This window comes from Streptomyces sp. NBC_00354, assembly GCF_036106915.1.
Classification (GTDB): domain Bacteria; phylum Actinomycetota; class Actinomycetes; order Streptomycetales; family Streptomycetaceae; genus Streptomyces.
The window spans coordinates 4565733-4590433 of the sequence record NZ_CP107983.1 but is presented as its reverse complement, the minus strand read 5'-3'; the positions used below and the strand labels follow the sequence as shown (position 1 = coordinate 4590433).

General features: G+C 68.8%; 24 protein-coding genes, 4 tRNA genes and 2 pseudogenes. 19 read left to right on the top strand and 11 right to left on the bottom strand.

The genetic code is table 11. The features are described from left to right. From OHT74_RS20970 to OHT74_RS20925, 10 genes and pseudogenes are all read left to right on the top strand, one after another. Positions 1–1419 (top strand): DUF6177 family protein, encoded by a 1419-nt coding sequence (locus OHT74_RS20970; RefSeq protein ID WP_266665902.1) that lies wholly within the window; start codon positions 1–3, stop codon positions 1417–1419. A gap of 115 nt (positions 1420–1534) precedes the next feature. Beyond that, on the top strand, positions 1535–1867 hold the full coding sequence (locus tag OHT74_RS20965; RefSeq protein ID WP_328621043.1) for a hypothetical protein: 333 nt from the start codon (positions 1535–1537) through the stop codon (positions 1865–1867). A 54-nt stretch (positions 1868–1921) separates the two neighbouring features. Then, entirely contained in the window at positions 1922–2233 is a 312-nt protein-coding gene (locus OHT74_RS20960; RefSeq protein WP_328623354.1) for a pore-forming ESAT-6 family protein, read from the top strand. 71 nt (positions 2234–2304) lie between these two features. Further along, the gene (locus OHT74_RS20955; RefSeq protein WP_328621042.1) at positions 2305–2754 is read left to right on the top strand and encodes a DUF6507 family protein; all 450 of its coding nucleotides are present in this window, start codon (positions 2305–2307) and stop codon (positions 2752–2754) included. Then, entirely contained in the window at positions 2751–5267 is a 2517-nt protein-coding gene (locus OHT74_RS20950) for a hypothetical protein (RefSeq protein WP_328621041.1), read from the top strand. Before OHT74_RS20955 ends, OHT74_RS20950 begins: the two co-directional genes overlap by 4 nt. After that, positions 5264–6022: a hypothetical protein gene (locus OHT74_RS20945; RefSeq protein ID WP_328621040.1), complete on the top strand. Its 759-nt coding sequence runs from the start codon at positions 5264–5266 to the stop codon at positions 6020–6022. The genes OHT74_RS20950 and OHT74_RS20945 overlap by 4 nt, the downstream gene beginning before the upstream one ends. An 11-nt stretch (positions 6023–6033) precedes the next feature. Beyond that, the gene (locus tag OHT74_RS20940) at positions 6034–6534 is read left to right on the top strand and encodes a hypothetical protein (protein ID WP_328621039.1); all 501 of its coding nucleotides are present in this window, start codon (positions 6034–6036) and stop codon (positions 6532–6534) included. Positions 6535–6565: 31 nt separating this feature from the next. Continuing rightward, on the top strand, positions 6566–6796 hold the full coding sequence (locus tag OHT74_RS20935; RefSeq protein ID WP_328621038.1) for an Imm49 family immunity protein: 231 nt from the start codon (positions 6566–6568) through the stop codon (positions 6794–6796). Then, a pseudogene (locus OHT74_RS20930) lies at positions 6793–6912 on the top strand (immunity 49 family protein); the annotation flags it as partial. The gene OHT74_RS20935 and the pseudogene OHT74_RS20930, both read left to right, overlap by 4 nt. 609 nt (positions 6913–7521) lie before the next feature. Further along, on the top strand, positions 7522–7941 hold the full coding sequence (locus tag OHT74_RS20925) for a hypothetical protein (protein ID WP_328621037.1): 420 nt from the start codon (positions 7522–7524) through the stop codon (positions 7939–7941). Between the two features lie 521 nt (positions 7942–8462). On the opposite strand, the gene OHT74_RS20920 is transcribed toward OHT74_RS20925, so the two are convergent. From OHT74_RS20920 to OHT74_RS20900, 5 genes are all read right to left on the bottom strand, one after another. Then, positions 8463–8535: transfer RNA gene (locus tag OHT74_RS20920), tRNA-Lys, on the bottom strand. Positions 8536–8692: 157 nt separating this feature from the next. Further along, positions 8693–10942, bottom strand: a complete 2250-nt coding sequence (locus OHT74_RS20915) for a DEAD/DEAH box helicase (protein ID WP_328621036.1) — start codon at positions 10940–10942, stop codon at positions 8693–8695. Positions 10943–11249: 307 nt separating this feature from the next. Continuing rightward, complete coding sequence (locus tag OHT74_RS20910; RefSeq protein ID WP_266665893.1) at positions 11250–11762, bottom strand: hypothetical protein; 513 nt, start codon at positions 11760–11762, stop codon at positions 11250–11252. Positions 11763–12003: 241 nt separating this feature from the next. Continuing rightward, the gene (locus OHT74_RS20905) at positions 12004–12378 is read right to left on the bottom strand and encodes a fluoride efflux transporter FluC (RefSeq protein ID WP_266665892.1); all 375 of its coding nucleotides are present in this window, start codon (positions 12376–12378) and stop codon (positions 12004–12006) included. Then, on the bottom strand, positions 12375–12872 hold the full coding sequence (locus OHT74_RS20900; protein ID WP_266665891.1) for a FluC/FEX family fluoride channel: 498 nt from the start codon (positions 12870–12872) through the stop codon (positions 12375–12377). The genes OHT74_RS20905 and OHT74_RS20900 overlap by 4 nt, the downstream gene beginning before the upstream one ends. Positions 12873–13001: 129 nt before the next feature. Between OHT74_RS20900 and OHT74_RS20895 the strand changes: the two genes are divergently transcribed. Next, entirely contained in the window at positions 13002–13325 is a 324-nt protein-coding gene (locus OHT74_RS20895; RefSeq protein ID WP_328621035.1) for a hypothetical protein, read from the top strand. A 590-nt stretch (positions 13326–13915) separates the two neighbouring features. Continuing rightward, the gene (locus tag OHT74_RS20890) at positions 13916–14245 is read left to right on the top strand and encodes an HNH endonuclease (protein WP_323139575.1); all 330 of its coding nucleotides are present in this window, start codon (positions 13916–13918) and stop codon (positions 14243–14245) included. Positions 14246–14294: 49 nt separating this feature from the next. Here OHT74_RS20890 and OHT74_RS20885 read toward each other — a convergent pair whose 3' ends face one another. Further along, positions 14295–14834 carry a hypothetical protein gene (locus tag OHT74_RS20885; RefSeq protein WP_328621034.1) on the bottom strand — a complete coding sequence of 180 codons (540 nt, stop codon included), beginning with the start codon at positions 14832–14834 and terminating at the stop codon, positions 14295–14297. A gap of 240 nt (positions 14835–15074) precedes the next feature. Then, positions 15075–15542, bottom strand: a complete 468-nt coding sequence (locus OHT74_RS20880; RefSeq protein WP_328621033.1) for a hypothetical protein — start codon at positions 15540–15542, stop codon at positions 15075–15077. 843 nt (positions 15543–16385) lie between these two features. Between OHT74_RS20880 and OHT74_RS20875 the strand changes: the two genes are divergently transcribed. The 3 genes and pseudogenes from OHT74_RS20875 to OHT74_RS20865 all read left to right on the top strand — a co-directional run bounded on the left by OHT74_RS20875 (position 16386) and on the right by OHT74_RS20865 (position 17690). Further along, complete coding sequence (locus OHT74_RS20875) at positions 16386–16808, top strand: major capsid protein (RefSeq protein ID WP_443047715.1); 423 nt, start codon at positions 16386–16388, stop codon at positions 16806–16808. Continuing rightward, a pseudogene (locus OHT74_RS20870) lies at positions 16754–17053 on the top strand (XRE family transcriptional regulator); the annotation flags it as partial. The gene OHT74_RS20875 and the pseudogene OHT74_RS20870, both read left to right, overlap by 55 nt. Before the next feature lie 286 nt (positions 17054–17339). Continuing rightward, a complete protein-coding gene (locus OHT74_RS20865) occupies positions 17340–17690 on the top strand; it encodes a metallopeptidase family protein (RefSeq protein ID WP_266383504.1) in 351 nt (116 codons plus the stop codon). Positions 17691–17705: 15 nt separating this feature from the next. Here OHT74_RS20865 and OHT74_RS20860 read toward each other — a convergent pair whose 3' ends face one another. After that, the gene (locus OHT74_RS20860) at positions 17706–18059 is read right to left on the bottom strand and encodes a metallopeptidase family protein (RefSeq protein ID WP_328621031.1); all 354 of its coding nucleotides are present in this window, start codon (positions 18057–18059) and stop codon (positions 17706–17708) included. A gap of 128 nt (positions 18060–18187) precedes the next feature. Between OHT74_RS20860 and OHT74_RS20855 the strand changes: the two genes are divergently transcribed. The 3 genes from OHT74_RS20855 (at position 18188) to OHT74_RS20845 (ending at position 18472) form a co-directional block, all read left to right on the top strand. Then, positions 18188–18260 (top strand) — tRNA-Glu (locus OHT74_RS20855). Between the two features lie 39 nt (positions 18261–18299). After that, positions 18300–18373: transfer RNA gene (locus OHT74_RS20850), tRNA-Asp, on the top strand. A 22-nt stretch (positions 18374–18395) separates the two neighbouring features. Next, positions 18396–18472 (top strand) — tRNA-Phe (locus tag OHT74_RS20845). Between the two features lie 36 nt (positions 18473–18508). Here OHT74_RS20845 and OHT74_RS20840 read toward each other — a convergent pair. From OHT74_RS20840 to OHT74_RS20830, 3 genes are read right to left on the bottom strand one after another with little or no spacing between them, the layout of a single operon-like run. Further along, on the bottom strand, positions 18509–19354 hold the full coding sequence (locus tag OHT74_RS20840; protein ID WP_328621030.1) for a cytochrome c biogenesis CcdA family protein: 846 nt from the start codon (positions 19352–19354) through the stop codon (positions 18509–18511). Then, positions 19351–20124 (bottom strand): DsbA family protein, encoded by a 774-nt coding sequence (locus tag OHT74_RS20835; RefSeq protein WP_328621029.1) that lies wholly within the window; start codon positions 20122–20124, stop codon positions 19351–19353. Before OHT74_RS20835 ends, OHT74_RS20840 begins: the two co-directional genes overlap by 4 nt. A 55-nt stretch (positions 20125–20179) precedes the next feature. Further along, positions 20180–20416 carry a hypothetical protein gene (locus OHT74_RS20830; protein WP_328621028.1) on the bottom strand — a complete coding sequence of 79 codons (237 nt, stop codon included), beginning with the start codon at positions 20414–20416 and terminating at the stop codon, positions 20180–20182. Between the two features lie 298 nt (positions 20417–20714). Here OHT74_RS20830 and hrpA point away from each other — a divergent pair, with 298 nt between their 5' ends. Further along, the gene (hrpA, locus tag OHT74_RS20825; protein WP_328621027.1) at positions 20715–24659 is read left to right on the top strand and encodes an ATP-dependent RNA helicase HrpA; all 3945 of its coding nucleotides are present in this window, start codon (positions 20715–20717) and stop codon (positions 24657–24659) included. Positions 24660–24701 lie beyond the last annotated feature (42 nt).

Below are 24701 nucleotides of genomic sequence, written 5' to 3'. Positions count from 1 at the left end.
ATGACCAAGGACGTCATAGCCCTCACCCAGCGGATGCCCGAGGCCTGGGCCGTGATCGTGGGCCTGCTCTCCGGGGGGTCCGACAAGCTGGTGGACACGACGGGCGAGGGGGCGGTCGTACAGCTCTGCGACGAGCAGGGCCGCCCGCTGGTCTCGGTCGAGGCGCCGCTGCTGGTCCAGGTCGCCGGCGAGGCCGAGCGGCTGCTCGGGGCCACCGCGCCACCGGTCCCCTTCTGGTGGACCGAGGCCCGTGCCACCACCGGTGTCCCCGAGGCCGAACGGCTCGCGGGGACCTTCGCGGCCCGTCTCGCATTGCTGTCCGGCGGGACCGCCTGGCCGCCGGAGGCCACGCGCTCGCTGGGTGTGGTGGAGACGGACGGGGTCAGCATCGCGCCCACACCCGCCGCAGCGCAGCCCGCCGTCGACGTGCTGACCGACAAGGTCGCCGTCGTCATCATGGACCGCCCGGTCGTCGCCATGACGGCCTGGCTCTCCGATGCCTTCCGGGCCGCCGCCGCGGCCGAGCGCGGGCTGCAGATCGTCACCCCGCCCGGTACGAAGCTCTCCCCGGCGGTGCTCGGCGCGATGCCGGGCTGGCCCTCGCGGTGGATCGTCCAGGACGAGCGGGACGGCTACTACGACGGCCTGTCCGGCGCGGTGCTGCGGTGGCAGGAGGGCATGTTCGCCACGGTGGTGCCCGCGGACGCCACCGAGGAAGACCCGCGCACCCCGGTGGCGGCCTCGTACCGGCAGGTCGTGAACACGGGCGAGCGGCAGCTGGCCGTCACCTTCCGTACGGTCCACCCGGCGGACGACCGGCTGGTCCTCGGGGGCGCCCTGGAGACGGTGTGGCGCGAACTGACCGGCGAGCCGCCGGCCGGATGGGGAACCGCAGAACCGGCCAACCTGCCCTGGTCGCCGGGCCGCCTGACCGATGTGGCCTTCGCGCGGGCCCCCGAGCCGACGTGGTTCGTGGTGGTCGGCAGTCCGGAGCGCCCCGGTCTGGCCACCGTGCGGATCAGCCGTACGAAGGCGGGGGTCGAGGAGACCGTGACGCTGGCCTTCGGCTACGGCGCGGACGAGGACCCGCCGCTGGACCGCATCCAGAGGACGGCCGAGGCGCTCGTCACCCGCCACCGCCTTCAGTCCATGCTCGTACAACTCCGCAAGGCGGAACGCGGCCTGACGGTTCCTCCGCGTTTCGAGGGGCCGGGAGTGCCGCTGGCGTTCGTGCTCGGCGCGGAGGAGGTACGGGCGATGCCGGACGACCGCGCGCGCAGGACGCCGCTGTCCGAGCCGCCCGTCGCACTGGGGCCGAAGGCCCGTCCCGCGTACTACTACCCGCTGCCCGGGGACCCGTCGGACCTGTCGGGATGGGCCGACTTCGAGCGGCTGATGCGGCACTTGAAGGGCGCGTGAGGGGACCGGCGGATGTCATGTGTTCGTCACAGCCTGCCGGTTGCGCGTTGCACGAGCGACGCAACTTGATAGAAACAGGCATACTTTTGGTCGTTCGAGTGTGCGGGGGAGCGGGATGAAGTTCGACATGGGGGCGCAGGTTCTGACGAGCCTGATGTCCAAGTCACGTAATTCGAGTACGGACCTGGGGACGCTGATCCAGCAGCTGATCAACGCAGCGCAGCCGCTCGAAGGCAAGTTCAACGGCCAGGGCAAGGTCGCCTTCGACTCGTTCAAGGAGCGGGCGGACGGCATCACCAAGGAGCTGAACGCCTCGCTGTCCGCCATCCTCGGCGGTCAGTCGGGGATGGAGCAGGCCTTCTCCTCGGGCGACCAGGAGCACGGCGAGAACGCGAAGACACAGATGGCATCCGCAAACTTCGATGCCGCGCGCTTCCGGGGCCGCTGACGCGTACTGCAGGGCCAGTTCAGGATTTTCGATCTCACGGGGAGCGTGATGGTGATGGCCGGTGGCGAGGACCGCCGTTCGTACGACATGGGTGCGTCGACCGAGGCGCAGGGCAACATCAAGGTCGTGATCGACCAGCTGGAGCAGGTCATCCTCGCGCGTGACGCGCAGGTGGCTGCGGCCATGACGAACTTCGAGGCGGACGGTGTCTCGGACGAGTACCACGGCAAGGAACTGCGCTGGAAGAACGCCTCTGAAGAGGTGAAGAACATCATCCGTCTGCTGCAGTCGACGATGGACAAGAACGACGGCACGGCGCGGCAGACACTGTCGCGTGCCAAGACCGCCGTCAACAACATCGGCTGAACAGACGGCGGAACGGGCGGCTGAGCTGAACAGCCGCCGACGTAGGACATCGGGGCACACGGGGGACGCTGATGACCGGGTGGGACATCAAGCCGCAGGGCGTACAAGGACAGTTGAAGACGGTCGGCGGTAACGCCGGCGAGCTGGAAACGGCGTTGAACGCCCTGATCGGCGCCATGTCGCAGGCGGCCCAGGCCGCGGGGACAGCCGTGCCCGGCTCGGCATCGGGAATGACTCCGCGGGGTCCCCTGGCCCCCGGCGCGGCCCCGGCCCCCGGCCAGGCCTTCATGGCGTCGACCAAGGCCACGGGCCCCGTGGCAGCCGCTCTGGGTCTGTACCTGCAGGAGCGCCAGACGGAACTGACGTCGATGGCGAACCGGATCGAGGCCTGCGTCCTGGGTGCGGCCTCGGCGACGAACGAGTACCTCGAAGGAGACCTGGAGCATGCCAAGGCGGCCCAGGACGCCGCCAGGGCCGTCAACCTGCAGGCTCTGCGCGAACAGCCGGGAGGCGCGAAGTGAGCGGGAAGTCGCCGGTCGACCCGGCGGAGGTGCCCGTCTTCACGGGCGACCTGGGGGAGCTGGACAAGCAGGTGAAAGCGATCTCGTCGGGCGGGGCCACGGTCTCGACCAAGGCGAGCGACGTCCACACCAGCTTCGGCGGACTCCAGGCCTTCTACCAGGCACCTGAGGCGGACCAGCTCTTCGCGACGACCAAGCCCGTCCAGGACCTGGGGCTGAAGCTCAGCTCGGACATGTGCACGATCGCGGGCGCGCTGGGTACCTACGCGCGTGACGCCGAGCCGTTGGTGAACCGGCTGAAGACGCTGAAGAGAGAAGCAGAATCGTTTCGCTCGAGGGTGTCGGACGACGAGAAGTGGTTCGAGGACGGCGATCTGATCGACCAGAACCTCGAACGCCGCAACGCGATCGCCGAGGTATGGGCCCACTTCCAGGACGTCGAGAGTGCCTGTTACGCCAAGATCGCCGCTCTCGTCGGCAAGCCGGGCCTGAAGAAGGACGACGGCTCCCACGGCGAGGGCATGTACGGCTACGACGCCGAAGCCCTCAAGCAGTCCAAGTCCCTTCCGTGGGGCGACGCGGTGGAGGAGTCTGTTCCCGCCTGGCAGATCTGGGAACACGCCTGGGACTTCGGCACGGGCTTCATCGTCGACGGCATAGGCGGCACCCTCATGGGGCTCGGCGGCCTGGTCGGCCTTGACGGCTGGGACACGTTCAAGGCCTCGTGGACGGGACTGGCCAAACTCAGCACCGCTACGGCGATCACCTCGATCCCGGGTGTGGGTCCCCTCTTCTTCGCCGTCCCGGACGACAAGATGCCCTCGTGGCTGCGTGAATCCCGCACGGCGATGAAGGAGACCGGCAAGGCGCTGCTGGCCTGGGACCAGTGGGGCTCGAACCCTTCCCGCGCGGCGGGTGCGGTCACCTTCAACGTGGTCACAACGGTCTGCACGGGCGGCACCGGCGGTGCGGTGTCCGGCGCGGGCAAGGCGGGCGCGGTCGCCAAGGCCCTGTCGTTCGCGAGCAAGGCGGGCAGGGCCGTCGACCCGATGACCTACGTCTTCAAGGGCGCGGGCGCCGGCGTGTCGAAGATCGGCGACGTGATGGCCGGCCTGAAGGGCGCCGGAAAGTTCGAAACCCCGAAGATCAACGTGGACGGCGCGACAGCCCTGCCGGAAGGCACGGTCCACCTCCCGGACGGCGCGATCCACCTCCCGGCCGGCTCCGCCGTCCCCGACGGCGCGATCAAGCTCCCGGACGGCAACATCAAGCTCCCCGAGGGCACCACCACCCTCCCTCCGGGCACGGTCAAGCTCCCGGTCGACGGCCCGCCCCAGTACATGGACCCGAAGTACAACATCTACAACCACAAGGGCGAGATCATCCAGCACGCGGCAGACGTCCCGAAGGGCAAGCCGGCCGCGGGCGCGGACGTCCCGCGCGTCGACGCCCCGAAGGTGGACTCCCCGGCGACGGCCAAGATCCCGGAACGCCAGCTGGCCGGCGCCGTCGCCGGCGGCGACGGCATCCGCCTCAGCTCCGACATCTCCGACCCGGTCCACGCCGCCGACCACACCCCGGGCCCCCACCCGGACACCACCCCGGACGGCCACGCGCCGGACGACATGCCGCGCAACAGCGCGGACCCCCACAGGCCGGGCTCGGGTGGCTCCAGCCCGGAGACCCCGTCCACGGGCGGCCACGCGGAGACCCCGGGTGGTACAGGCCACACGGACGGCGCCTCTGGTACAGGCGGTGGCCACCACGAACCCCCGTCCACGGGTGGCGGCCACGGTGACACCACTTCCGGCGGCCACGGTGACGGCAGCGGACCCGGTCACGGAGACAGCCCGGGTGGGCACCCGGACAACCCGATCCTCCCCGGAGGATCCGAGCCCAGGCCGGACGGCGCCCGCTACATCGAGGAGCCCAAGGCCGGGCACGTTGCAGCGGCACGGTTCTACGACCAGGTGCGGGCCAACCCGGAATCTCTGGACATCCAGAGCATCTCGGAGAACACCGGCATCAGTACGCAGGTCCTCGATCGGGTCCGGACTCATTTCTTCCTCACCGAACAGATGGTGCTCGAGGCGCCGGGTATCACGCGGCGCGGCTATTTCACTCCTCGAAGTGACATCGCCAAACTCTGGGAGGATGCTGGTCAGCGCAATCTGACCTCCGCCGAGGCTACGAAATTTGAGCGTTATATCGGCCACGAATTCACGGAGAGTCATTTCCTCGAGGCTGGCCTGCCGTATCTGCGCGACGCGGAACACCTCTGGGAGTATTACCGCAACGAGGACGAGTCTGGGTACTATCACAGCTGGCCCGAAAGCTATCTCGAAGCCGGTGCGCACGAACTCGCTCTGAACGAGAACCGAGGCGGGTTCTCCCAGTGGCGCGGGCTGGGGCTCGACCTTCCTGAGGTCGAGCTGGCGCCCGGCCTGTCCAACATCGACGAGGTGACGGCAGCCCTCCTGCAGGAGTTGCGATCGAAGGGAATTGCGAAGTGACCGACCGGGCATCATCCGCCATGCTGGAGCGCCTGCGCGCGGTGGAATGGACGGGTGACTGGGACGACGCCGTCGCCCACGTCATGTCTCGTCGTGTGTTGATGCGTGAGTATCTCCGGCGGGCGGGCATGTGGGCGCAGGCGTACTCGGCCGAGAGCGCGTGGCCCTTCTTTGACGTCACCGACTACGTGGACCCGAAATTCACGCTTCCCCCGGAAATCGCAGCGGAACTCCAGGAATTCCTGGATCAGGCGACCGGAGGCGACTCCATCAAGCTCACCTGTGCGGGCGCGGTCCGCATGGCTGGGCTCAGTGCGCAGGATCCGTTGGTCGGCGGGGACCTGCCCGACCTCTACGAGCCCCTCGTCCTGTTCTACGAGCGGGGCGGCGAATTCCTCTCCGACAACGCCGGTTTCCTCGACCTGACCGGTGTGCTGCTACGCCCCGGAACTCTCCAGGGCCACCTGGGCACCCCGCACCTGAGCTCCCTCGAGGGCGCGATGCTCGACGCGGTGGACGCGGCGGGGCGCATCACGTATTACATGGCTGCCGACCGGCGGGGCCCGCTACTGCGGCAGCGCGTCGTACGCGGTGACCAGAGCAACGAGGCGTTCAGCCGGGACAGCCTGCACTGGGCGCCGACGGGCGCTCTTCCCACGGCCGCGGAGAAGGCCTCGGACTTCGGCCTGGTCTGGCTGGATGAGATGGAGGCTGCGGACTTCATCGCGACGGCCCTGGCCACACCTGGCCTGTAGTGCGCCCGCCCATGCGGCTCGAGAAGCGGTTTACGGGATATCCGTCGGTTTCAGGTGTGACCGAGGCAAGCGAGCCGGATCTCCAGGGATGGATCGAGGAGGGGCGCCGGAACATCGTTGAGGTGGCGGACATGCTCGGGGTGGCGCCTGAGATCTACAGCCGTGACCCACTGAGTCTCATCCCTGCCCTCCAGGGCTATGTCTCACGGGCCCCGCTGGGTGACTTCGAGCAGTCGGACTGGATCACGCTGCACAGTGATCTGCTCTCCTACGTCGCCGATTACCTGATTCAGAAGCACGGAGCGCAGTGGAATGTTGCGCACGACGCCGACGCGCCCCGCGGATACCGCTACGTGATCGAGGCGACGGGGCGGGACGGCGTCACTCGCCGGATCGACCCCGCCGACGTCGTGAGGAAGGAATTCTCAAGCCCCCCTATCGAGATCACCCGGATGCTGGCCAGTGCGGAACTCACTCTGCGTTTGGCCTCGCAGGTCGACGACGGAGAATGACGCGTCCTGCCGACCTTGAGGCGAGAACACCATGGAGAGACGTCCGAGGGTGTACTCGGCGGTCTTCGCGGCGGCGTGCAGCAACCAGGAGAGGGTGACCTGCAGGATCCGTCAGGAGGAGCAGCAGCTCGCCACCACCGGTCCGCAGCTCCACCTCAATGCGGGGACCTGGATCGACGCCTTCTGCCTGGCGCTGATGTGCCGGGAGACGGCCCGCCTCGACAGGCTGGCGCGAGTACCCGTGTCGCTGCTGCGTGACTGAGGTGGCGTGCCCTGAAAGACGCCCTGCGCCGGTACAAGGAGTACTGGACGGCCAACGAGGCCCGCTCGCTGAGCGGTGAAGGCCTCGTCGCCCTGGCCCCCCTCGCCATCGCGTGCATGGCGTACGACGCGGACATGGTGCTCGGCGTCGAATCCGACTACCTGCCCAAGCACCTGATCAAGCGGTCCTGGGTGGGCGAGTTCACAACGTGACGGTCGCCCAGGTCGGCTCCGCCGTGTTCCGCCGTGTTCGCAGCGGCGACCGGGGGCCGGAAGCCGGTGGCAGCGGCCGGCGGCCCCGAGGCTGCAGGCAAGCTGCTGTACGGCTGTGGTCGCGTGCCGGGCGAAGCGACTGAGCGCCCCGCCTGGCCGAAGCCTGGTGGGGCGCTCAGTGGCAGGTCAGAGGGGATTCCCCCCTGGCCTCGGAGCGGTAGGCCATGTCGGACTCGAACCGACAACCGTCGATGCGTGATCCGCGGACCGGGGAGATGGTGATGAAGCGGGCCAAGTCGACCTTCTTCCCCCCGGGTTGGACGGAAAAGCAGGTCAGGCGCGCCATGCAGAAGTCCTTCGAGAACGGCCTGGTAGTCGACCCCGCCACCAACAAGTGGCGTGGAACCTGGAAGGCATCACGTTCGAAGGCTATTTCTGCCCGATCACCGGTGATGCGAAGACCATTTACCCGCTCTTGCCGAAGAAGAAGTAGGAAAGAAGGAGAGCAGCGCAGTGATCCGCACCAAGTACTACGTCGAGGACGCCTTCGGGGTGCCGTCCTTCTCCGGGCCTGACGAGCTGATGTTCCTGGGAGAGTGGGTTACGGCCGACATCCAGCTCTCGCCGCTGTCCGTCCTGGAGGCGATCGACCTGGTGGCCGAGGCCGAGGCCAACCCGGGCTTCGCGCCGGAGGATCTGGACGGGAACGCGCACACCGTCACCATCAGCCCGCAGGGCGTCAGGGTGGAGAACTATTTCGTCGAGCACGTTCAGGGTGAATACACCCTCGACGACGCGTTCCGCGTGCTGGTCGACTTCTGGGACTACTGCTGCCTGGCGAATCCCGAAAAGGCCGACTCGCGCCGCCATGAGTACGCCGACGAGCACGGTCGCGACCCGCTGGCCGGAATCCGCGACTTCCTCGGGGCGTGACCACCCCCGCTGTGCCGCCCGCGCCGGTCGCGACCGCGGGTGGCACAGCGGTGACGCAGGAGCTCCCGGGTGGGCGAGTTCACCACGTCTCACGTGCCCCGCTGGGTGACTTCGAGCAGTCGGACCAGCCGTGGTCGACACGGTCCGGCTGGGTCGGCCGTGTGCGCCACCGTGTGCGCGGACGGGGGAGCCATGGCGTGCCCATCGGCGGGTACGGCAGCCGACTACCCGCCCACCGTCTTCGTCACCCGCAACCGGTGCGGCGAGTTCCCCACGTAGGGCGCACATGACCACCTGGCCGTACAGGTGGGCCCCGTGGCGTGCCGGGGCGGGCCGGACCCGGCAGGCGGGCTGTGGGCGTCCGTGAGTGCGGCCCTCGGACGGGCGGAGCCTGGCCGGGGTGTGACGGGGCGGCGTGCGGTCATGGGCGGGAGGTCAAACGACTGAGCGCCCCGCCCGGCCGAAGCCGGGTGGGGCGCTCAGTGGCAGGTCAGAGGGGGTTCCCCCTGGCCTCGGAGCGGTAGGCCATGTCGGACTCGAACCGACAACCAACGGATTAAAAGTCCGCTGCTCTGCCAATTGAGCTAATGGCCCTCACGTGCTCACCCCAGAGCATAGCCGCAGACCAACGGTCCGCCGATCGAGTATCGGCTGACCGGGCCCGGCGCGGCTCACAAAACGCAGAACAGGGCCCCCACGACGGTGTCGTGGGGGCCCTGTCAGGCCGTCAGCTCAGAGCCGGGGGCCGGTGTCAGCCGTTGCGCTTCCAGCGGGGCTTGTCGTCGCGGCGGCCGCCGAAGGAGCCGGTCGAGCCGGAGCCGGAGGGGCGGTGGTCGTCGCGGCGGAAGCCGCCGGACGGGCGGTCGCTGCCGCCGGAGCGGAAGCCACCGGAGGGACGGTCGTCGCGGCGGAAGCCGCCACGGTCGCCACCGCGGTCGTCACGGTTGAAGCCACCCGACGGACGGTCGTCGCGACGGAAGCCGCCGGACGGGCGGTCGCTGCCGCCGGAGCGGAAGCCACCGGAGGGACGGTCGTCGCGGCGGAAGCCGCCACGGTCGCCACCGCGGTCGTCACGGTTGAAGCCACCCGACGGACGGTCGTCGCGGCGGAAGCCGCCACCACGGTTGTCGTCACGACGGTCGCCACCGGAGCGGAAGCCACCGGACGGGCGGTCGCTGCCGCCGGAGCGGAAGCCGCCACGGTCGCCACCGCGGTCGTCACGGTTGAAGCCACCCGACGGACGGTCGTCGCGGCGGAAGCCGCCACCACGGTTGTCGTCACGACGGTCGCCACCGGAGCGGAAGCCGCCACGGTCGCCGCCGCGGAAGCCGCCACGGTCGCCACCACGGTCGCCACCACGGTCGTCGCGGCGGTTGTCGCGACGCTCGTAGTTGCCGCGGTCGTCACGGGCCTGGAAGGCAGGGCGCTCTTCGGCGGCCGGCGTGGCCGCGACGGCGGCCGCGACCTCGGCCTCGGCGGCCTCGGCCACCTCGGCGACAGCGGCCTCCGGGTCCTCGCCGCGCTCACGCGCGGAGCGGGCGACCAGGCGGTCGGCCTCCTCGCGCAGCTCGCCGGCACGGCGGGTCAGGCGCTCGAGCTGCTTGGTGAGGTCGGCGACCTCGCGCTCGGCCTGCTTGGCGGCGTTGTTCGCGGAGTCGGCCTGGACCTCGGTCAGCGAACGCGCACCGGTGATCTCGGCGACCTCCGGGTCGAACGCGCCGGCGCCCTGGACGATGTGGCGCGAGGCGTCGACGCCCGCGTCCTCCATCAGGCGGAAGATCTGGCGGCGCTGGTGCGGCAGGGCGAGGGAGACCACGACGCCCGACTTGCCGGCACGGGCCGTACGGCCCGAGCGGTGCAGGTAGTCCTTGTGGTCGCCGGCCGGGTCCACGTTCAGGACCAGGTCGATGCCGTCGACGTGGATACCGCGGGCGGCGACGTCGGTCGCGACGAGCGCGTTGACGTAGCCGTCCTTGAAGTCCGCGAGGACGCGGGTACGGGCACCCTGCGTCATGCCGCCGTGCAGCGCGTCGGCCTTCACGCCGGCCTCGACGAGCTGCTCGGCGATGCGGTCGGCGCCCAGCTGGGTGCGGACGAAGATGATGGTGCGGCCCTTGCGGGCGGCGATGGCGGCCGTGACCGGCGCCTTGTCCTTCGGCTTCACGACGAGGACGTGGTGCGTCATGGTCGTGACGTTGCCCTGGGCGCTGTCGACCTCGTGCGTGACGGGGTTGGTCAGGTAGCGCTTGACCAGGGTGCCGATCTCGTTCTCCATGGTGGCGGAGAAGAGCATGCGCTGGCCGCCGCCGGGGATCTGGTCGAGCAGCTCGGTGACCTCGGGCAGGAAGCCCAGGTCGGCCATCTGGTCGGCCTCGTCGAGGACGGCCACCTCGACGTTCTCCAGGGAGCAGGCGCCGCGGTTGATGATGTCGCGCAGACGGCCCGGGGTGGCGACGAGGACGTCGACACCGCGCTCGAGGGCGTAGATCTGGTTGCCCATCGACGTACCGCCGCAGACGACCTTCATCTTCAGGCCGAGCACGTCGCCGTACGGCTGGAGGGCGTCCGCGACCTGCATCGCGAGCTCACGCGTCGGCGTGAGGATGATCGCGCGGGGCTTCTTCTTCTCGGTGTGGCCACCGGCCAGGCGGGCCAGGGTGGGCAGACCGAAGGAGAGGGTCTTGCCGGAGCCGGTGCGGCCGCGGCCGAGGATGTCCTTGCCGGCCAGGGCGTCCGGGATGGTCGCGGCCTGGATCGGGAAGGGGGAGGTGACACCGTTCTGCGCGAGCTTGCGCACGACGCCCTCGGGCAGACCGAGGTCGCCGAAGGTGATGGTGGGCTCGGCGTCGGCGTCGTCCGCCTCGGCGTCGATGGACTGGTCGGTCGTCACGTCGGCCTCAAGAGCCTCGATGATCTCGTCCGCCTCAGCGGCCTCGATCGCCTCGGTGACCACAAGGGCCTCGACGGCGTCGACGATCTCGTTCGAGTCGTTCTCGGGCATGACGGCACGGTCAGAACTGGAAATGGACATGCGAAATGCGAAACCTTCCGGAGTCTCGGCACGCGCCCAAACTCCGTGAATCGCAAATCGACCGCCTCAATGCGGTCAGCCACGGCTAGGGAGAGTACGCGCCACACGGCGCTCTTCGGATTCGGCGCCGGGCAATGGGATCAAACGATCTATAACCATACGCACCCTCCCCCGGGTCTGGCAAGTCGCTCCGGCCCGACCCCCTCTGACCTGCGACGATCCCGCCGATCCAGGAACCCGGCACCCGCCCGCGACCGCTCCCGGGGCCGCCCCGCGGCTACGCGGAGGGGGAGGCGCTGGGCTCCGGCGCGGGCGGCGTCGGGGCGGGCGGAGTGGGCGAAGTCACGGGCGGCTCCGGGCTCGGCGGCTGGACGGGAGGTGTGACGTGCGTCCCACCGGAGCCACCGCTTCCGGATCCGCCCGAGGTCGGCTGCTGCGGACCCTGACCGCCTGCGCCGCCGCCCGGACCGGCCGACGGCGAGGGGGCTCCGGGCCGGCCGGCGGGCGCGCCCGGGCTGGGGGAGGCCCCGGTGGCGCCGGACGCCTTGCCGTCCTCGGCCGGCTTGCCCTGCCCGCCCGCCGCGCCGGACTTCGAGCCGCGGCCGTTGCCGTGGACCCCCGACCCCTTGCCGGAAACGGAACCTCCGGCCGCCTCGGCGGCCGCCTTGCGGTCCGCCGGCGAAGAGGGCCCGGGCTTCGCGCCGTCCTCGCCGACACTCATGCAGCCCGCCGTGGCCGCGACCGCGAGCGCGGAGACGGCCAGTCGGAGGGAAGCGGACAACTGGCGCACGGGGCACCTCCTGGGGGTCCCCCCGGCCGTGGCCGAGGGAGGGCGGTCAGGGTTCGCTGTGAGCGGGTCAATGTGCCCAACTCCCTTTGCCCCGTAAGAGACACGCCCTTGGGGACACCGCCTGTCCGCAATCCGCCGCCCCGCCGGGCGCGCACCGGCGGATCCGGCCACGTCCGGCGCGTCCGGCACATCCGGCACATCCGGCACATCCGGCACATCCGGCACGGTCAGGACAGGCAGCTCAGGCGAACAACTGCCGTGCCACCTGCGACCCCAGCGTCACCGCGCCCAGCCCCGCCAGCACCGAGGCCGCCACGTTCGCAGCGGCCAGGAACCGCCAGCCGCGCTCGTACAGCCGCAGCGTCTCGTACGAGAACGTCGAGTACGTGCTCAGCGCCCCGCACAGCCCGGTCCCCAGCAGCAGGTTGAGCCGCGCCGAGGCCGCACCGGCCAGCACGGCCCCCGTCAGCAGCCCGAGCACCAGGCAGGCGCCCGCGTTCACCACGAACGTCCCCCACGGGAACACCGAGTCGTGCCGCGCCTGCACCGCACGGTCCGTCAGATAGCGCAGCGGCGCCCCGACGACCGCACCCGCCACCACCAGCAGCCAGTTCACGCCCGCCCCCGCAGCGCGAGGCGGGCCGCGAAACGGGTCGCCGAGGCCGCCGCCCACACCGCGCCCAGCGCCGCGACCACCGTGAGCCCGGCGTACGCCAGCGCAGTCCCGGGCTCCCCCTCCTCCAGCAGCCGCGAGAAGTCCACCGCGTACGTGGAGAAGGTGGTGAACCCGCCGAGCACCCCGACCCCGACGAACGGCCGGACCAGCGGATGCGGCGCCGACCGGCCGCCCTCGCTGATCAGCACCATCAGCACCCCGATCAGCGCGCAGCCGAGCACGTTGGTCCAGAACGTCGCCCACGGGAAGCCCCCCGGCCCGGCCGGCCACAGCAGCGCCGCCCCGTACCGCGCCGAGGACCCGAGAGCGCCGCCCGCGGCGATCGCGGCGAGCACCGGGCCCGGCCGTTCGGCACGCTGCCCCGGCACATGGAGGTCGACGTCCGGATCGATCGCCTCGGCGGGGCCGGCCCCGCCCGGCTGCGGGCCGGTCACCCGTAGCCCAGCGCGTGCAGCCGCTCGTCGTCGATCCCGAAGTGATGGGCGATCGCGTGCAGGCAGGAACACCCGTTAGACACCTTGTCCGACCTCGGATCTAGGCTGGTCAGCGGGGTTGGGGGAGGTTTGCATGTCACCACGAGAGCCATTCTCGCGCGCAGTGGCCATCTTGCGCGCGATCTTGTACCTACGGATCTCGGATCACTCGACATCACGTTCCTGCGGGACACGGAGCTCTTCAAGGAGGCGTGGGCGAACTGGCCGCTGGCCGAACGGCGAGAGATCGTCGGTCTCGTGCTGGAACGCGCCTGGGTCATCAAGGCCCGCAAGACCGGCGTCCGCCCGTCCTTCGACCGCTTCCGCTTCTGGTGGGTCGGGGAGGAACGCCCCGAGGGCCTGACCTTCCCCACAACGCTCGCTGAGGCCGACGCCAAGCCGACGCCCGCGTAACCCCTCAGACGCCCCCAGTCGGGCGCACAGCCCCGGATGGCCCCCGTGATCGTCCGGGGCTTTCTTGTGCCCGCAGGCAGGCGTATGGGCGTTCCGTGGCCGTCCGCCTGCGAGCCCTCGGGGTCGGGCTGCCTGTCAGCGGGGTGATCGGGGTTGGAGTGACGGTTGCAACCGATTCTTTAGAACACATAGAAAAAATAAGAAAGAAGAGAGACCGGCGTCCCGAACAGCACTGCGCTACTAGCAGCCCTCGGGCGCCCCATGCTCTCACCAAAAAGCAGGGAGACGGAGTGGAACCCTGGACACCAATGCGGCCTGGCAGGGTGCCGGAAACCTCGGGCGTCCACTATGGCAAGCCCAAAATCCTGTCCGCCGCCAGCGCGCAGGCCGGGCAAGGTCTGCTCTCCACTAAGACCGGGAGAAAGAGGGGCGCCTCAAGTCGGCGGAGTCGCGCCACAGCGCGGCGAGGCGAAGGGTGTTGAGAAAGCGGTTCAGGTCCGGAACGGGCAGCAGCCGAAGCGAAACCTGATCTGTATGACTGGCCTCTGGGAGGGGAGCAACTTCCATGTGATTCATCTGATGGGGCGCTTGTGCGCAGTGTCGCCTGCACCAGCCCCGCGACGCACCGCGGGCACTGCCAGTCACACCACCAGGACTATGAACGTAGTCCGGCGGTTCGGGCACGGCGGTCCCGGAGCCGGCGACGAGCGGCCCGGTACGACGCTGCTGCGCGCCTCCGTCGACTCGTGCAGGAACGGGGCCCGGTCTGGTGTGACTGGTGCCTGGAAACGTACGGCTCCGATGACGTGGACGTGGACCACGTACGTCCGCTGTCCCTCGGTGGCGAGGACATGGACGACAACGTGCAGCCGCTCTGTCGGGGCTGCCACAAGCTCAAGACGGCGACGGAGTTCGGTTAGAGGAGGGCGAGCTGGTGGCTGGCGGGGGCAATGACTTCTACTTCGCCGATCAGCTCACCTCACGAGCTTTTTGGCAATCACTCTCTTCAGATCTCGAATAACGACTACGCCGAGCGCGCCAAAAACTCCAGATTGTGTGACCCACCAAGGCAAGCGCAGCCACAACCGAAATGACCCGAATCACTGTCCAGAGATTGACGATAATCGAATCCAGCCCCCGCGCCTCGTCAGCCAAGCGCATAGACATCTCATAATAGGCCACGAGTGGAATGAGCAGCCGAAAGAAGAGGCCACCAACACCTGGCACTCGTGCCACGTTACCCAAGAACCCAAGAGGTGCCCCAAATGCAAACGCGAAGAACGCCCACGCTTCGATCTTAGAGGACGTTCCTCCACTTGAGACGCCGGCCGCCATTCCGTCCGGGGTGACAGAACCCCAATCTTTCGAAATATAGTAAGCGACTACACCGATAGCCAACCCGATAGAAGCCAGTATGGTTGATTCGATTTTCGATTGCCGAAAATAGCCCACCAGAAATGCAAAACAGGCCCATGACCATCCACTGGAGAAAATAACACCCACAACCACACCAACGGGGCTATCCCATTTTTCAGCAAAAGGACCTACCAGCCCAAGTAGCAGGCCGGCTCCTAGCGGCAAAGCCAGGGATGCAGCGCGAGCGAGCGAAAGATCTTTAATATCCCTCTCCTATCCATTCGAAAAATAAGCAGGGACGGTACAACTCTGGGCCCACACGATTCCTCGTGCAGGCCCCGAGTCGCACACTAGCTACCCCAGTTGGGGCGGCTTGAACCCGCGCCGCAGGAACTAGGCGTTGGAGTAATAGCTGTAGCACGTGTACTGCAGGCCCGAGTATGCATACGCATAGGAGGTTTCACCTGCACCCACCCAGCCGCTGGAGTAATCCACGTTCTTTACCCGCACCGTAGATTTATGTTCCACACTTGCGATGTAGTTTGAGTAGCACTTCTTTCCAGGATCGATCTTGTCCCATCCGTAGCACCAGATGCCGTGAGTGACGTTTTGGCAGCTATTTGCCAGCGGCCGAAAAGAACTCGCCGACGCATTGACTTCGATCTTTACCACACCCCATTCAGAGGGGTTTCCCAGCTCTGCGGGCGGCTTCACCCCGTCACCGCGCTTGTGGATGACGGGCTGCCCGACCTTGAGACCGGCGGTGGCGTCAAGGCCGGTGTCGCCGGTAGCGGTGCCAACCTGAGGGCCGTCTGCGGCTGCTGGGGTGGAAACGCCAAAAACTGCGATTACCACGCTCACAAAGCCGAAAGCTATCGATCTTCCGAAATTCCTCATGCCGTATCCCCCTAGGCTCCCCCTGTGGGAGCTCCGGGAGTATCCTCAATGAAGCAATAACGGCAGTCAATCACATTAAGCGTCACTGAAAACACTTTGGCTGGTTCGTCGACTTGACCTAGTGCAAGCTGTCTCATTTCCCCCGATTTGCAGCGAACTGATTCCCCACTCCCTCCGGTAGGCACTGCGGCAGATGGCTTGATCTGTCGCCCCTACTTAAATGAGCCGCTGATAGGTCGACCTCGTGATCTTCGGACCCGAGCCGGCGGACGCTGCACCGAGCATGAGCGCGAGGCCAACGCGGACCGTGCGTCACGTGGCGGCGCTGTCTACGACACACGCTGGCAGCGCATCCGCAGGGCCTACCTCTACAGGAAGCCGTGGTGCGTGCTGTGCGGCCGTCCGGCCAACGTGGCAGACCATCAGCCGTTGTCCCGACGCGAGTTGATCGCACGGGGCGAGGCGAACCCGGACGGGCCGAACCATCTGCGTCCGCTGTGCATCGGGTGCCACAACCGAGAGACAGCGAGGCATCAGCCGGGCGGATTCGCCGCGGAGGCGCGGTCACGGCGTGAATCGCTGGAGCGTCCGCCGTTCTGACCAGGGGGGGTGACCCCTGCCCCTCCCGAGACCGCACGGCAGGGAGGCAAAAAAACTCGCATGGCTCATTAGAGCTTTCTTGTGGAGCGATACCGAGTTCACGGTTTCGCTCCTTTTTGTATCCGCTATCTCTATTGGAGAATTCAATGACGCTCACTCTGGCCGAATCCGCCAAGCTCCTCGCAGGACCAGTTACAGCGCGGTGTCATCGAGGCGTTCGTTCAGGAATCGCCGATCCTGGATCGTCTTCCGCTGATGAAGATCGCTGGCAACGCCTATCGATACAACGAGGAGTCCACCCTCCCGGGTGTCTCCTTCCGTGCGGTCAACGAGGCGTACCCGGAGAGCACCGGGACGCTCAACCAGAAGATCGAGACGCTCGCCATCCTGGGTGGTGACGCGGACGTGGACAAGTTCATCGTGCAGACCCGCGGCAACCTGAACGATCAGCGGGCAGTTCAGATCATGATGAAGGTCAAGGCGGCAGCCGTTCATTTCTCGGATCAGTTCTTCAACGGTGACGTGATGGTGGACCCGAGGGGTTCGACGGTCTGCGTAAGCGGCTCTTCGGCACTCAGAGCCTGCCGGGCGCGAGCAGCAACCCTGACAGCCCGCTCTCGCTGGACCTGACCGTGGACCGCGACGTGGTCACCGGATCGTGGGTGGAGCAGACCGCCTCGGATGGCTAGTACAACGGCGCGCGGTACCACGGAGCCCTGCAAATGTTGGTCGGGCCGACGGGCCGACGTATGGCCGGGAAGTGGGTCGGGTTCGGCAAGGATTTCGACGTGAACACCGGGCCGTGGGAGCTTCGACTGGTCGACCGGTCCACCAGTAAGGCGACCCTGGAACAGTACGCCCGGACGCCGGAGTGATCGCGTACTCGCAGTGACAACAGAACCCCCGCTCGCGCGCCTGTCCGGTGCGCTGGTGGGGGCTTTCGTCATGTGGCTTGCGGTGAGTGCAAGGGATCTCGGGGCACCCGCTCCGAGATCGTTTACTTCCCGCCCGACAGCAACCGGCCCCTCCCCGTTCCGCAGTGAACATGTGTGGTGTGAGCCACCCTGGCACTCCCCTCCGGCGAGGGCGAGCGAGACAGCCGAGTGGGGCTCTCCGCGTCCGACCCCCTCGGGAGTGATGGTCGTCACGGAGAATGGCCGTGTGCTGGAGATGACGCGAGACGCCTTCGAAGAGCTGGTGGCCGAAGCCCTGGACTCGATCCCGCCTGAGCTGACGCGGGTCATGGACAACGTGGCCGTGTTCGTGGAGGACGAGCCGGCTGCCGACGACCCGGAGCTTCTGGGGCTCTACGAGGGGACCCCGCTGACGGAGCGGGGTGAGTGGTACGCGGGGGTTCTCCCGGACCGGATCTCGATCTACATGGGGCCGACGCTCCGGATGTGCGAGAGCCCGGAAGACGTGGTTCACGAGGTTGCCGTGACCGTGGTCCATGAGATCGCCCACCACTTCGGCATCGACGACGAGCGGCTTCACGAACTGGGCTGGGGCTGATCCTGGGCGGCCCGATCAAGCCGCCAGAGTCACCTGAACAGGGGATTCCTCACCCGAAGAGGTGTACGACGGGATCTCGTGCACCACGGTGACCTCCGTCTCCGCGATCACGCTCTCCCGGTCCTCGCACATCCGCAACGTGGGGTTCCGGTAGATCGTGATCCGGTCCGGCAGCACCCCGGCGTACCACTCGCCGCGGTCCGTCAGCGGGGTCCCCTCGTACAGCCCGAGCAGCTCGGGATCATCCGCCGGCGGTTCGTCCTCGACGAACACCGCCACGTTGTCCATCAGCCGCGTCAGCTCCGGCGGGATGCGGTTCAGGGCCTCTGCGACGAGCTCTTCGAACTCCTCGCGCGTCATCTCCAGCACCGGGCCATTGCCCCTCCGGTGGGAGCGCCTCCGGCTTGCGGGGGAGAAACCGTTTTGGCGATAGCTCCCCGGATCCCATATGCTTCTCACGTCCCCGACGCGCTGCAAAGCGCCCAGGCGGGCCTTTAGCCCTCATCGTCTAGTGGCCCAGGACGCCGCCCTTTCAAGGCGGTAGCACGGGTTCGAATCCCGTTGGGGGTACGCATTACCGTGTGCAAGACTTGGTCTCGCACACTGCAAGGTCCTGTGGAGCAGTTGGTTAGCTCGCCACCCTGTCAAGGTGGAGGTCGCGGGTTCAAGTCCCGTCAGGATCGCTGAGGCCGGAAACGGTCTCGTGGCTGGGTAGCTCAGTTGGTACGAGCGATCGCCTGAAAAGCGATAGGTCGCCGGTTCGACCCCGGCCCCAGCCACCACAAGAAGGCCCCGTCCATCGGACGGGGCCTTCTGCGTTACTCCGCCCCGCTCTCGGGACCGGTACGACGACGCCACTGCGTCACGCCGACCGCCGCCGCGCCCGCCGCCACCAGCCCGAGCAGCGCCCAGTCCGGGACCGCGTCCGCAAGCGACCGGACCCGCTGCTCCACCGCGTACGAGTCGTCCACGTCGAGCAGCCCCGGCAGCGCGCTCGCCCCGTCGTACGCGAGGAACAGCGCGCCGAGGGCGATGAAGAACAACCCGGACAGCAGCGAGGTGGTGTGCAGCTCGAAGCGGCCCACCCGGACGGCCCGCCCGCGCAGCCAGCGCCGCCGGCCCAGGTCGAACCGCTCCCAGAGCAGCGCCAGCACGAACAGCGGTACGGCCATCCCCAGCGCGTACACCGCGAGCAGCAGGCCGCCGTAGACCGGGCTGCCGCTGACCGCGGCCACCGTCAGGACGCTGCCCAGGATCGGGCCGGCGCAGAACCCGGCCAGCCCGTAGACCGCGCCCAGCGCGTACACCGACAGGGCGGTGGTCGGCCGGATCCGCCCGGACAGCTCCGAGATCCGCTTCGATGCGAAGCCCAGGCCCAGGATCTGCGCGAGCCCGAGCCCGATGATCAGCCAGCCGCCGGCCAGGACCAGCCCGTCGCGGTTGCTGTGGAAGAACCGCCCGGCGTACGAGCCGGCCGCGCCCAGCGGTACGAGCGTGCTCGCGAGGCCCGCGTAGAAGATCCCGGTACGCGCCAGCAGCCGCGAGGCGGAGTCGATCGAGTACGCGAAGAACGCGGGCAACAGCAGCGCGCTGCACGGGCTGAGCAGCGCGAGCAGCCCGCCCAGCAGCGCGGCCAGGTACCCGATGTCGCCGACGCCGGTCACTGCGCGGCCCGGCCGTCGGCCCCACCGGTGCCCTCGGCCTTGGCCTGCGCCTTGGCCTTGGCGATCGCCGCGGCGAAGGCGTCGAGCGGCTGGGCGCCCGCGATCGGCTGCCCGTTGACCAGGAAGGACGGGGTGGAGCTGACCCCGATCCGGTAGCCCTCCTCCTGGTCCTTCTGCAGGGCGGCCGCGGCGGCCTCGCCGGCCATGTCCCGCTGGAAGCGCTCCAGGTCCGGGACCCCGGCCTCGCGGGCCAGCTCCAGCAGCCGCGCCTGGCCGAAGCCCTTCTCCTTGGCGCCGTCGGCGTACGCGACCGCGTGGAACTGCGCGAACCGGTCCTGCTGCCCGGCGGCCCAGGCGGCCTTGGCAGCGGCCTCGGAGTCGGCGCCGAAGATCGGGAAGTTGCGCCACTCGATGCGCAGGGTGCCGTCCTCGACGTACTTCTTCACCAGTTCGGGTTCGGTGTCGCGGGCGAACTTGCCGCAGTAGCCGCACTTGAAGTCGGAGTACTCGATCAGCACGACGGGGGCGTCGGCCCGCCCGGCGGCGAGCTTGTCGCCCGACTCGCGCCGGGCGAGCTTCGCCAGCTCGGCGTGGACGTCGGAACCCTGGGGCGCGGACGCCGAGGAGGAGGACCGGGCCGGGGCGTCCTCGGGCGCGGTCGCCTGCCAGGACACGAGCCCGAGGGTGACGGCGGCGAGCGCGACCCCGGCGGAGATCAGCAGCGGCTTGCGCGCGGAAGCGGAGGAGGAAGAGGAAGGAGAAGGGGACATACGGGTGCTCCAGAGCAGCGGATGGTGGATCGGACCGGCGGGCGGGGCCGGTCCTCTACACCCGCATCACGGACAGCTCCACCGGACCCGGCGCCGGCCGGTCGGGCCCGCGTACGAGCGGCCGTACGGGCAGCGTCCGGGCCCCCCAGACCTGCTCCACCGCGGGCCGCCCCACCGGTGCATGCGCATGCTCCCCGGCTCCGCGCGGCACCGCGCCCGGAGCCCGGCCCCGGTCCCGGTTCCCGGGATCGCAGGAGGGCCCCCGGCCGGTGTCCGCCACGGCACGGGCCACGCCAGGGTCCGCCGAAGCAGCCGAAACGGAAACCGGCCCCCGGACCGCACTGGAAACCGGACCCGAAAGCGGAGCCGAAACCGGACCCGACAGCGGAGTCGCCGCCGCGGGCACCGCACACCCCACCAGGACCGCGAGAACGGCGCCGAGCAGCCACCACACTCCACGGACGCGGGACATGGCGGGCCTCTCACTCGGTCGGCGGGTCGGTTCAGGCGATCTCGTCCCGAAATGGTACGGGGAGGGGGCACAAATGCGTTCGCCACCCGGCACCTGCGGGTGAGATCCTCGATCAGGTATGTCTACTTCCTTCGCCGCCCTGCAGACGCTTCTCGGTGAGATCTCCCTCCGTGACGCGCACCGCCTCGGCCGCCGCCTTGAAGGCGCCCGCCGCATCCGCAAGCCCGAGGCCAAGCAGGCCGTGCTCGACGAGATCGCCGCGGAGGCCGAGAAGGCCGCCGCGCGACTGGCCGGCCGTGCCTCGCGGATGCCGGAGGTCACGTATCCCGAGAACCTGCCCGTCAGCCAGAAGAAGGACGAGATCGCCGAGGCGATACGCGACCACCAGGTCGTGATCGTCGCCGGTGAGACCGGTTCCGGCAAGACCACGCAGATCCCCAAGATCTGCATGGAGCTGGGCCGCGGCGTCCGGGGCATGATCGGGCACACCCAGCCCCGCCGGATCGCCGCCCGCACCGTCGCGGAGCGCATCGCCGAGGAGCTGAAGTCCGAGATCGGCCAGACCGTCGGCTGGAAGGTCCGGTTCACCGACCAGGTGGACCAGGACGCGACCTTCGTGAAGCTGATGACCGACGGCATTCTGCTCGCCGAGATCCAGACGGACCGCGAGCTGCGCGCGTACGACACGATCATCATCGACGAGGCCCACGAGCGGTCCCTCAACATCGACTTCCTGCTGGGCTACCTCTCCCAGCTGCTGCCGAAGCGCCCCGACCTCAAGGTCGTGATCACCTCGGCGACCATCGACCCGGAGCGCTTCTCCCGCCACTTCGGCAAGGCCCCGATCGTCGAGGTCAGCGGCCGTACGTACCCGGTCGAGGTGCGCTACCGCCCGCTACTGGAGGAGGACGATGAGGACGCAGCGGAGAGCGACCGCGACCAGATCACCGCGATCTGCGAGGCCGTCGACGAGCTCCAGTCCGAGGGCCCCGGCGACGTCCTGGTCTTCCTCTCCGGCGAGCGCGAGATCCGCGACACGGCGGACGCGCTGAACAAGCGGAACCTGCGCTTCACAGAGGTGCTCCCGCTCTACGCCCGCCTCTCGCACGCCGAGCAGCACCGCGTCTTCCAGCAGCACACGGGGCGCAGGATCGTTCTCGCGACCAACGTCGCCGAGACCTCACTCACCGTCCCCGGCATCAAGTACGTGATCGACCCGGGCAACGCCCGGATCTCCCGCTACAGCCACCGCACCAAGGTCCAGCGCCTGCCCATCGAGCGGATCTCCCAGGCCAGCGCCAACCAGCGCAAGGGCCGCTGCGGCCGTACCAGCGACGGCATCTGCATCCGGCTCTACTCCGAGACCGACTTCGACGCCCGTCCCGAGTTCACGGACGCCGAGATCCTGCGCACGAACCTGGCCTCCGTCATCCTCCAGATGACCGCGGCCGGCCTCGGTGAGATCGAGAAGTTCCCCTTCATCGACCCGCCGGACCACCGCAACATCCGCGACGGCGTCCAGCTGCTCCAGGAGCTCGGGGCCCTGGACCCGTCCGAGAAGGATCCGTCGAGGCGGCTCACGCAGATGGGCCGGCAGCTCTCCCAGCTGCCCGTGGACCCGCGCCTGGCCCGCATGGTCGTCGAGGCCGACAAGAACAACTGCGTCCGCGAGGTCATGGTCATCGCGGCGGCCCTGTCCATCCAGGACCCGCGTGAGCGCCCCTCGGACAAGCAGACGCAGGCCGACCAGAACCACGCCCGCTTCAAGGACGAGACGAGCGACTTCCTCTCGTTCCTGAACATGTGGCGCTACCTCCGCGAGCAGCAGAAGGAGCGCGGCTCGTCCTCGTTCCGCCGGATGTGCAAGCAGGAGTACCTGAACTTCCTGCGGATCCGCGAGTGGCAGGACATCTACTCGCAGCTGCGTACGGTCGCCAAGGGCATGGGCATCCACGTCAACGAGGCCGACGCCCCCGAGACGAGCGTGCACATCTCGCTGCTGGCCGGCCTGCTCTCGCACATCGGCCTCAAGGACACCGACAAGAACGAGTACCTGGGCGCCCGCTCCGCCAAGTTCGCGATCTTCCCGGGCTCGGCGCTCTTCAAGAAGCAGCCGAAGTTCCTCATGTCCGCCGAGCTGGTGGAGACCTCGCGGCTGTGGGCCCGGGTCAACGCCAAGGTGGAGCCCGAGTGGGTCGAGCCGCTGGCCCAGCACCTGATCAAGCGCACCTACAGCGAGCCGCACTGGGAGAAGGACCAGGCGGCCGTCATGGCGTACGAGAAGGTCACGCTGTACGGCGTACCGATCGTCGCCCAGCGGAAGATCAACTACGGCCGGATCGACGCCGAGGTCTCGCGCGAGCTGTTCATCCGCAACGCGCTGGTCGAGGGCGACTGGCGGACCCACCACAAGTTCTACGCCGACAACCGCAAGCTCCTCACCGAGGTCGAGGAGCTCGAGAACCGGGCGCGGCGCCGCGACATCGTGGTCGACGACGAGACCCTCTTCGACTTCTACGACCAGCGGATCCCCGAGCACGTGGTCTCCGGGGCGCACTTCGACTCCTGGTGGAAGCACAAGCGGCGCGAGGAGCCCGAACTCCTCGACTTCGAGCGCGAGATGCTGCTCACGGAGAAGGCGGCCGGGGTCACCAAGGCCGACTACCCGGACTCCTGGCGACAGGGGCAGCTCACGTTCCGGGTGACCTACCAGTTCGAGCCCGGCGCGGACGCGGACGGCGTCACCGTCCACATCCCGCTCCACGTGCTGAACCAGGTCACCGACGAGGGCTTCGACTGGCAGATCCCGGGCCTGCGGGCCGAGGTCGTCACCGAGCTGATCCGGTCCCTCCCGAAGCCGATCCGCCGGCACTACGTGCCTGCGCCGAACTTCGCGACCCGCTTCCTGGACACGGCCGTGCCTCTGCAGGAGCCGCTGCCGGTCACCCTGGCGCGCGAGCTCCAGCGGATGGTCGGGGTCCCGGTCTCCGCCGAGGACTTCGACCTCTCCCGGATCCCGGACCACCTGAAGATCACCTTCCGGATCATCGACGAGCGCCGCAAGAACCTCGCCGAGGACAAGGACCTGGAGGCCCTGCGGCTGAAGCTGAAGCCGAAGGCCCGTCAGGCCCTCTCCAAGGCCGCCGCGGCCACCGCCGAGCGGGCGGGCGGGGAGTCGCTGGAGCGCACCGGTCTGACCGACTGGACGATCGGCACGCTGACCAAGGTCTTCGAGACCCGGCGGGCGGGCCAGCCGGTGAAGGCGTACCCGGCGCTGGTGGACGAGGGCACGAGCGTGTCCGTACGGCTCTTCGACACGGAGGCCGAGCAGCAGCAGGCGATGTGGCTGGGCACCCGGCGGCTCATCCTGCTGAACATCCCGGTGAACCCGGCGAAGTTCGCCTCGGACCACCTGACCAACCAGCAGAAGCTGGCCCTGTCCCGCAATCCGCACGGCTCCATCCAGGCGCTGTTCGACGACTGCGCGACCGCGGCGACCGACAAGCTGATCGCCGACCACGGCGGCCCGGCCTGGGACGAGGCGGGCTTCCGCACGCTCTACGAGGCCGTACGCGCCGACCTGGTGGACACGACCGTGCGGACGGTGGGCCAGGTACAGCAGGTGCTGGCCGCCTGGCAGGCCTGTGAGCGCCGCCTGAAGGCCGTGAACAGCCTCGCCCTGGTGGCGAACGTGCAGGACGTGAAGAGGCAGCTGGCGGCCCTCGTGCCGGCGGGCTTCGTGACGCTCACGGGCCTGCGGCGGCTTGCGGACCTGATGCGCTACCTGGTGGCCGTCGACCGGCGGCTCCAGCAGATGCCGACGGGCGCCCAGCGCGACACCACGCGCATGGAGAAGGTCCACGAGATGCAGGACGAGTACGCGTGGCTGCTGGAGCAGCTGCCGAAGGGCCGGCCGGTGCCCTCCGCGGTCACCGACATCCGCTGGATGATCGAGGAACTCCGGGTCAGCTACTTCGCGCACGCGCTCGGGACGGCGTACCCGGTCTCCGACAAGCGGATCGTGAAGGCGGTGGACGCGGCGGCCCCGGGCCCTGCCCGCTGACCGGGTTCGACTGCACCCCCTGAGCTGGGGTACAGTCTGATT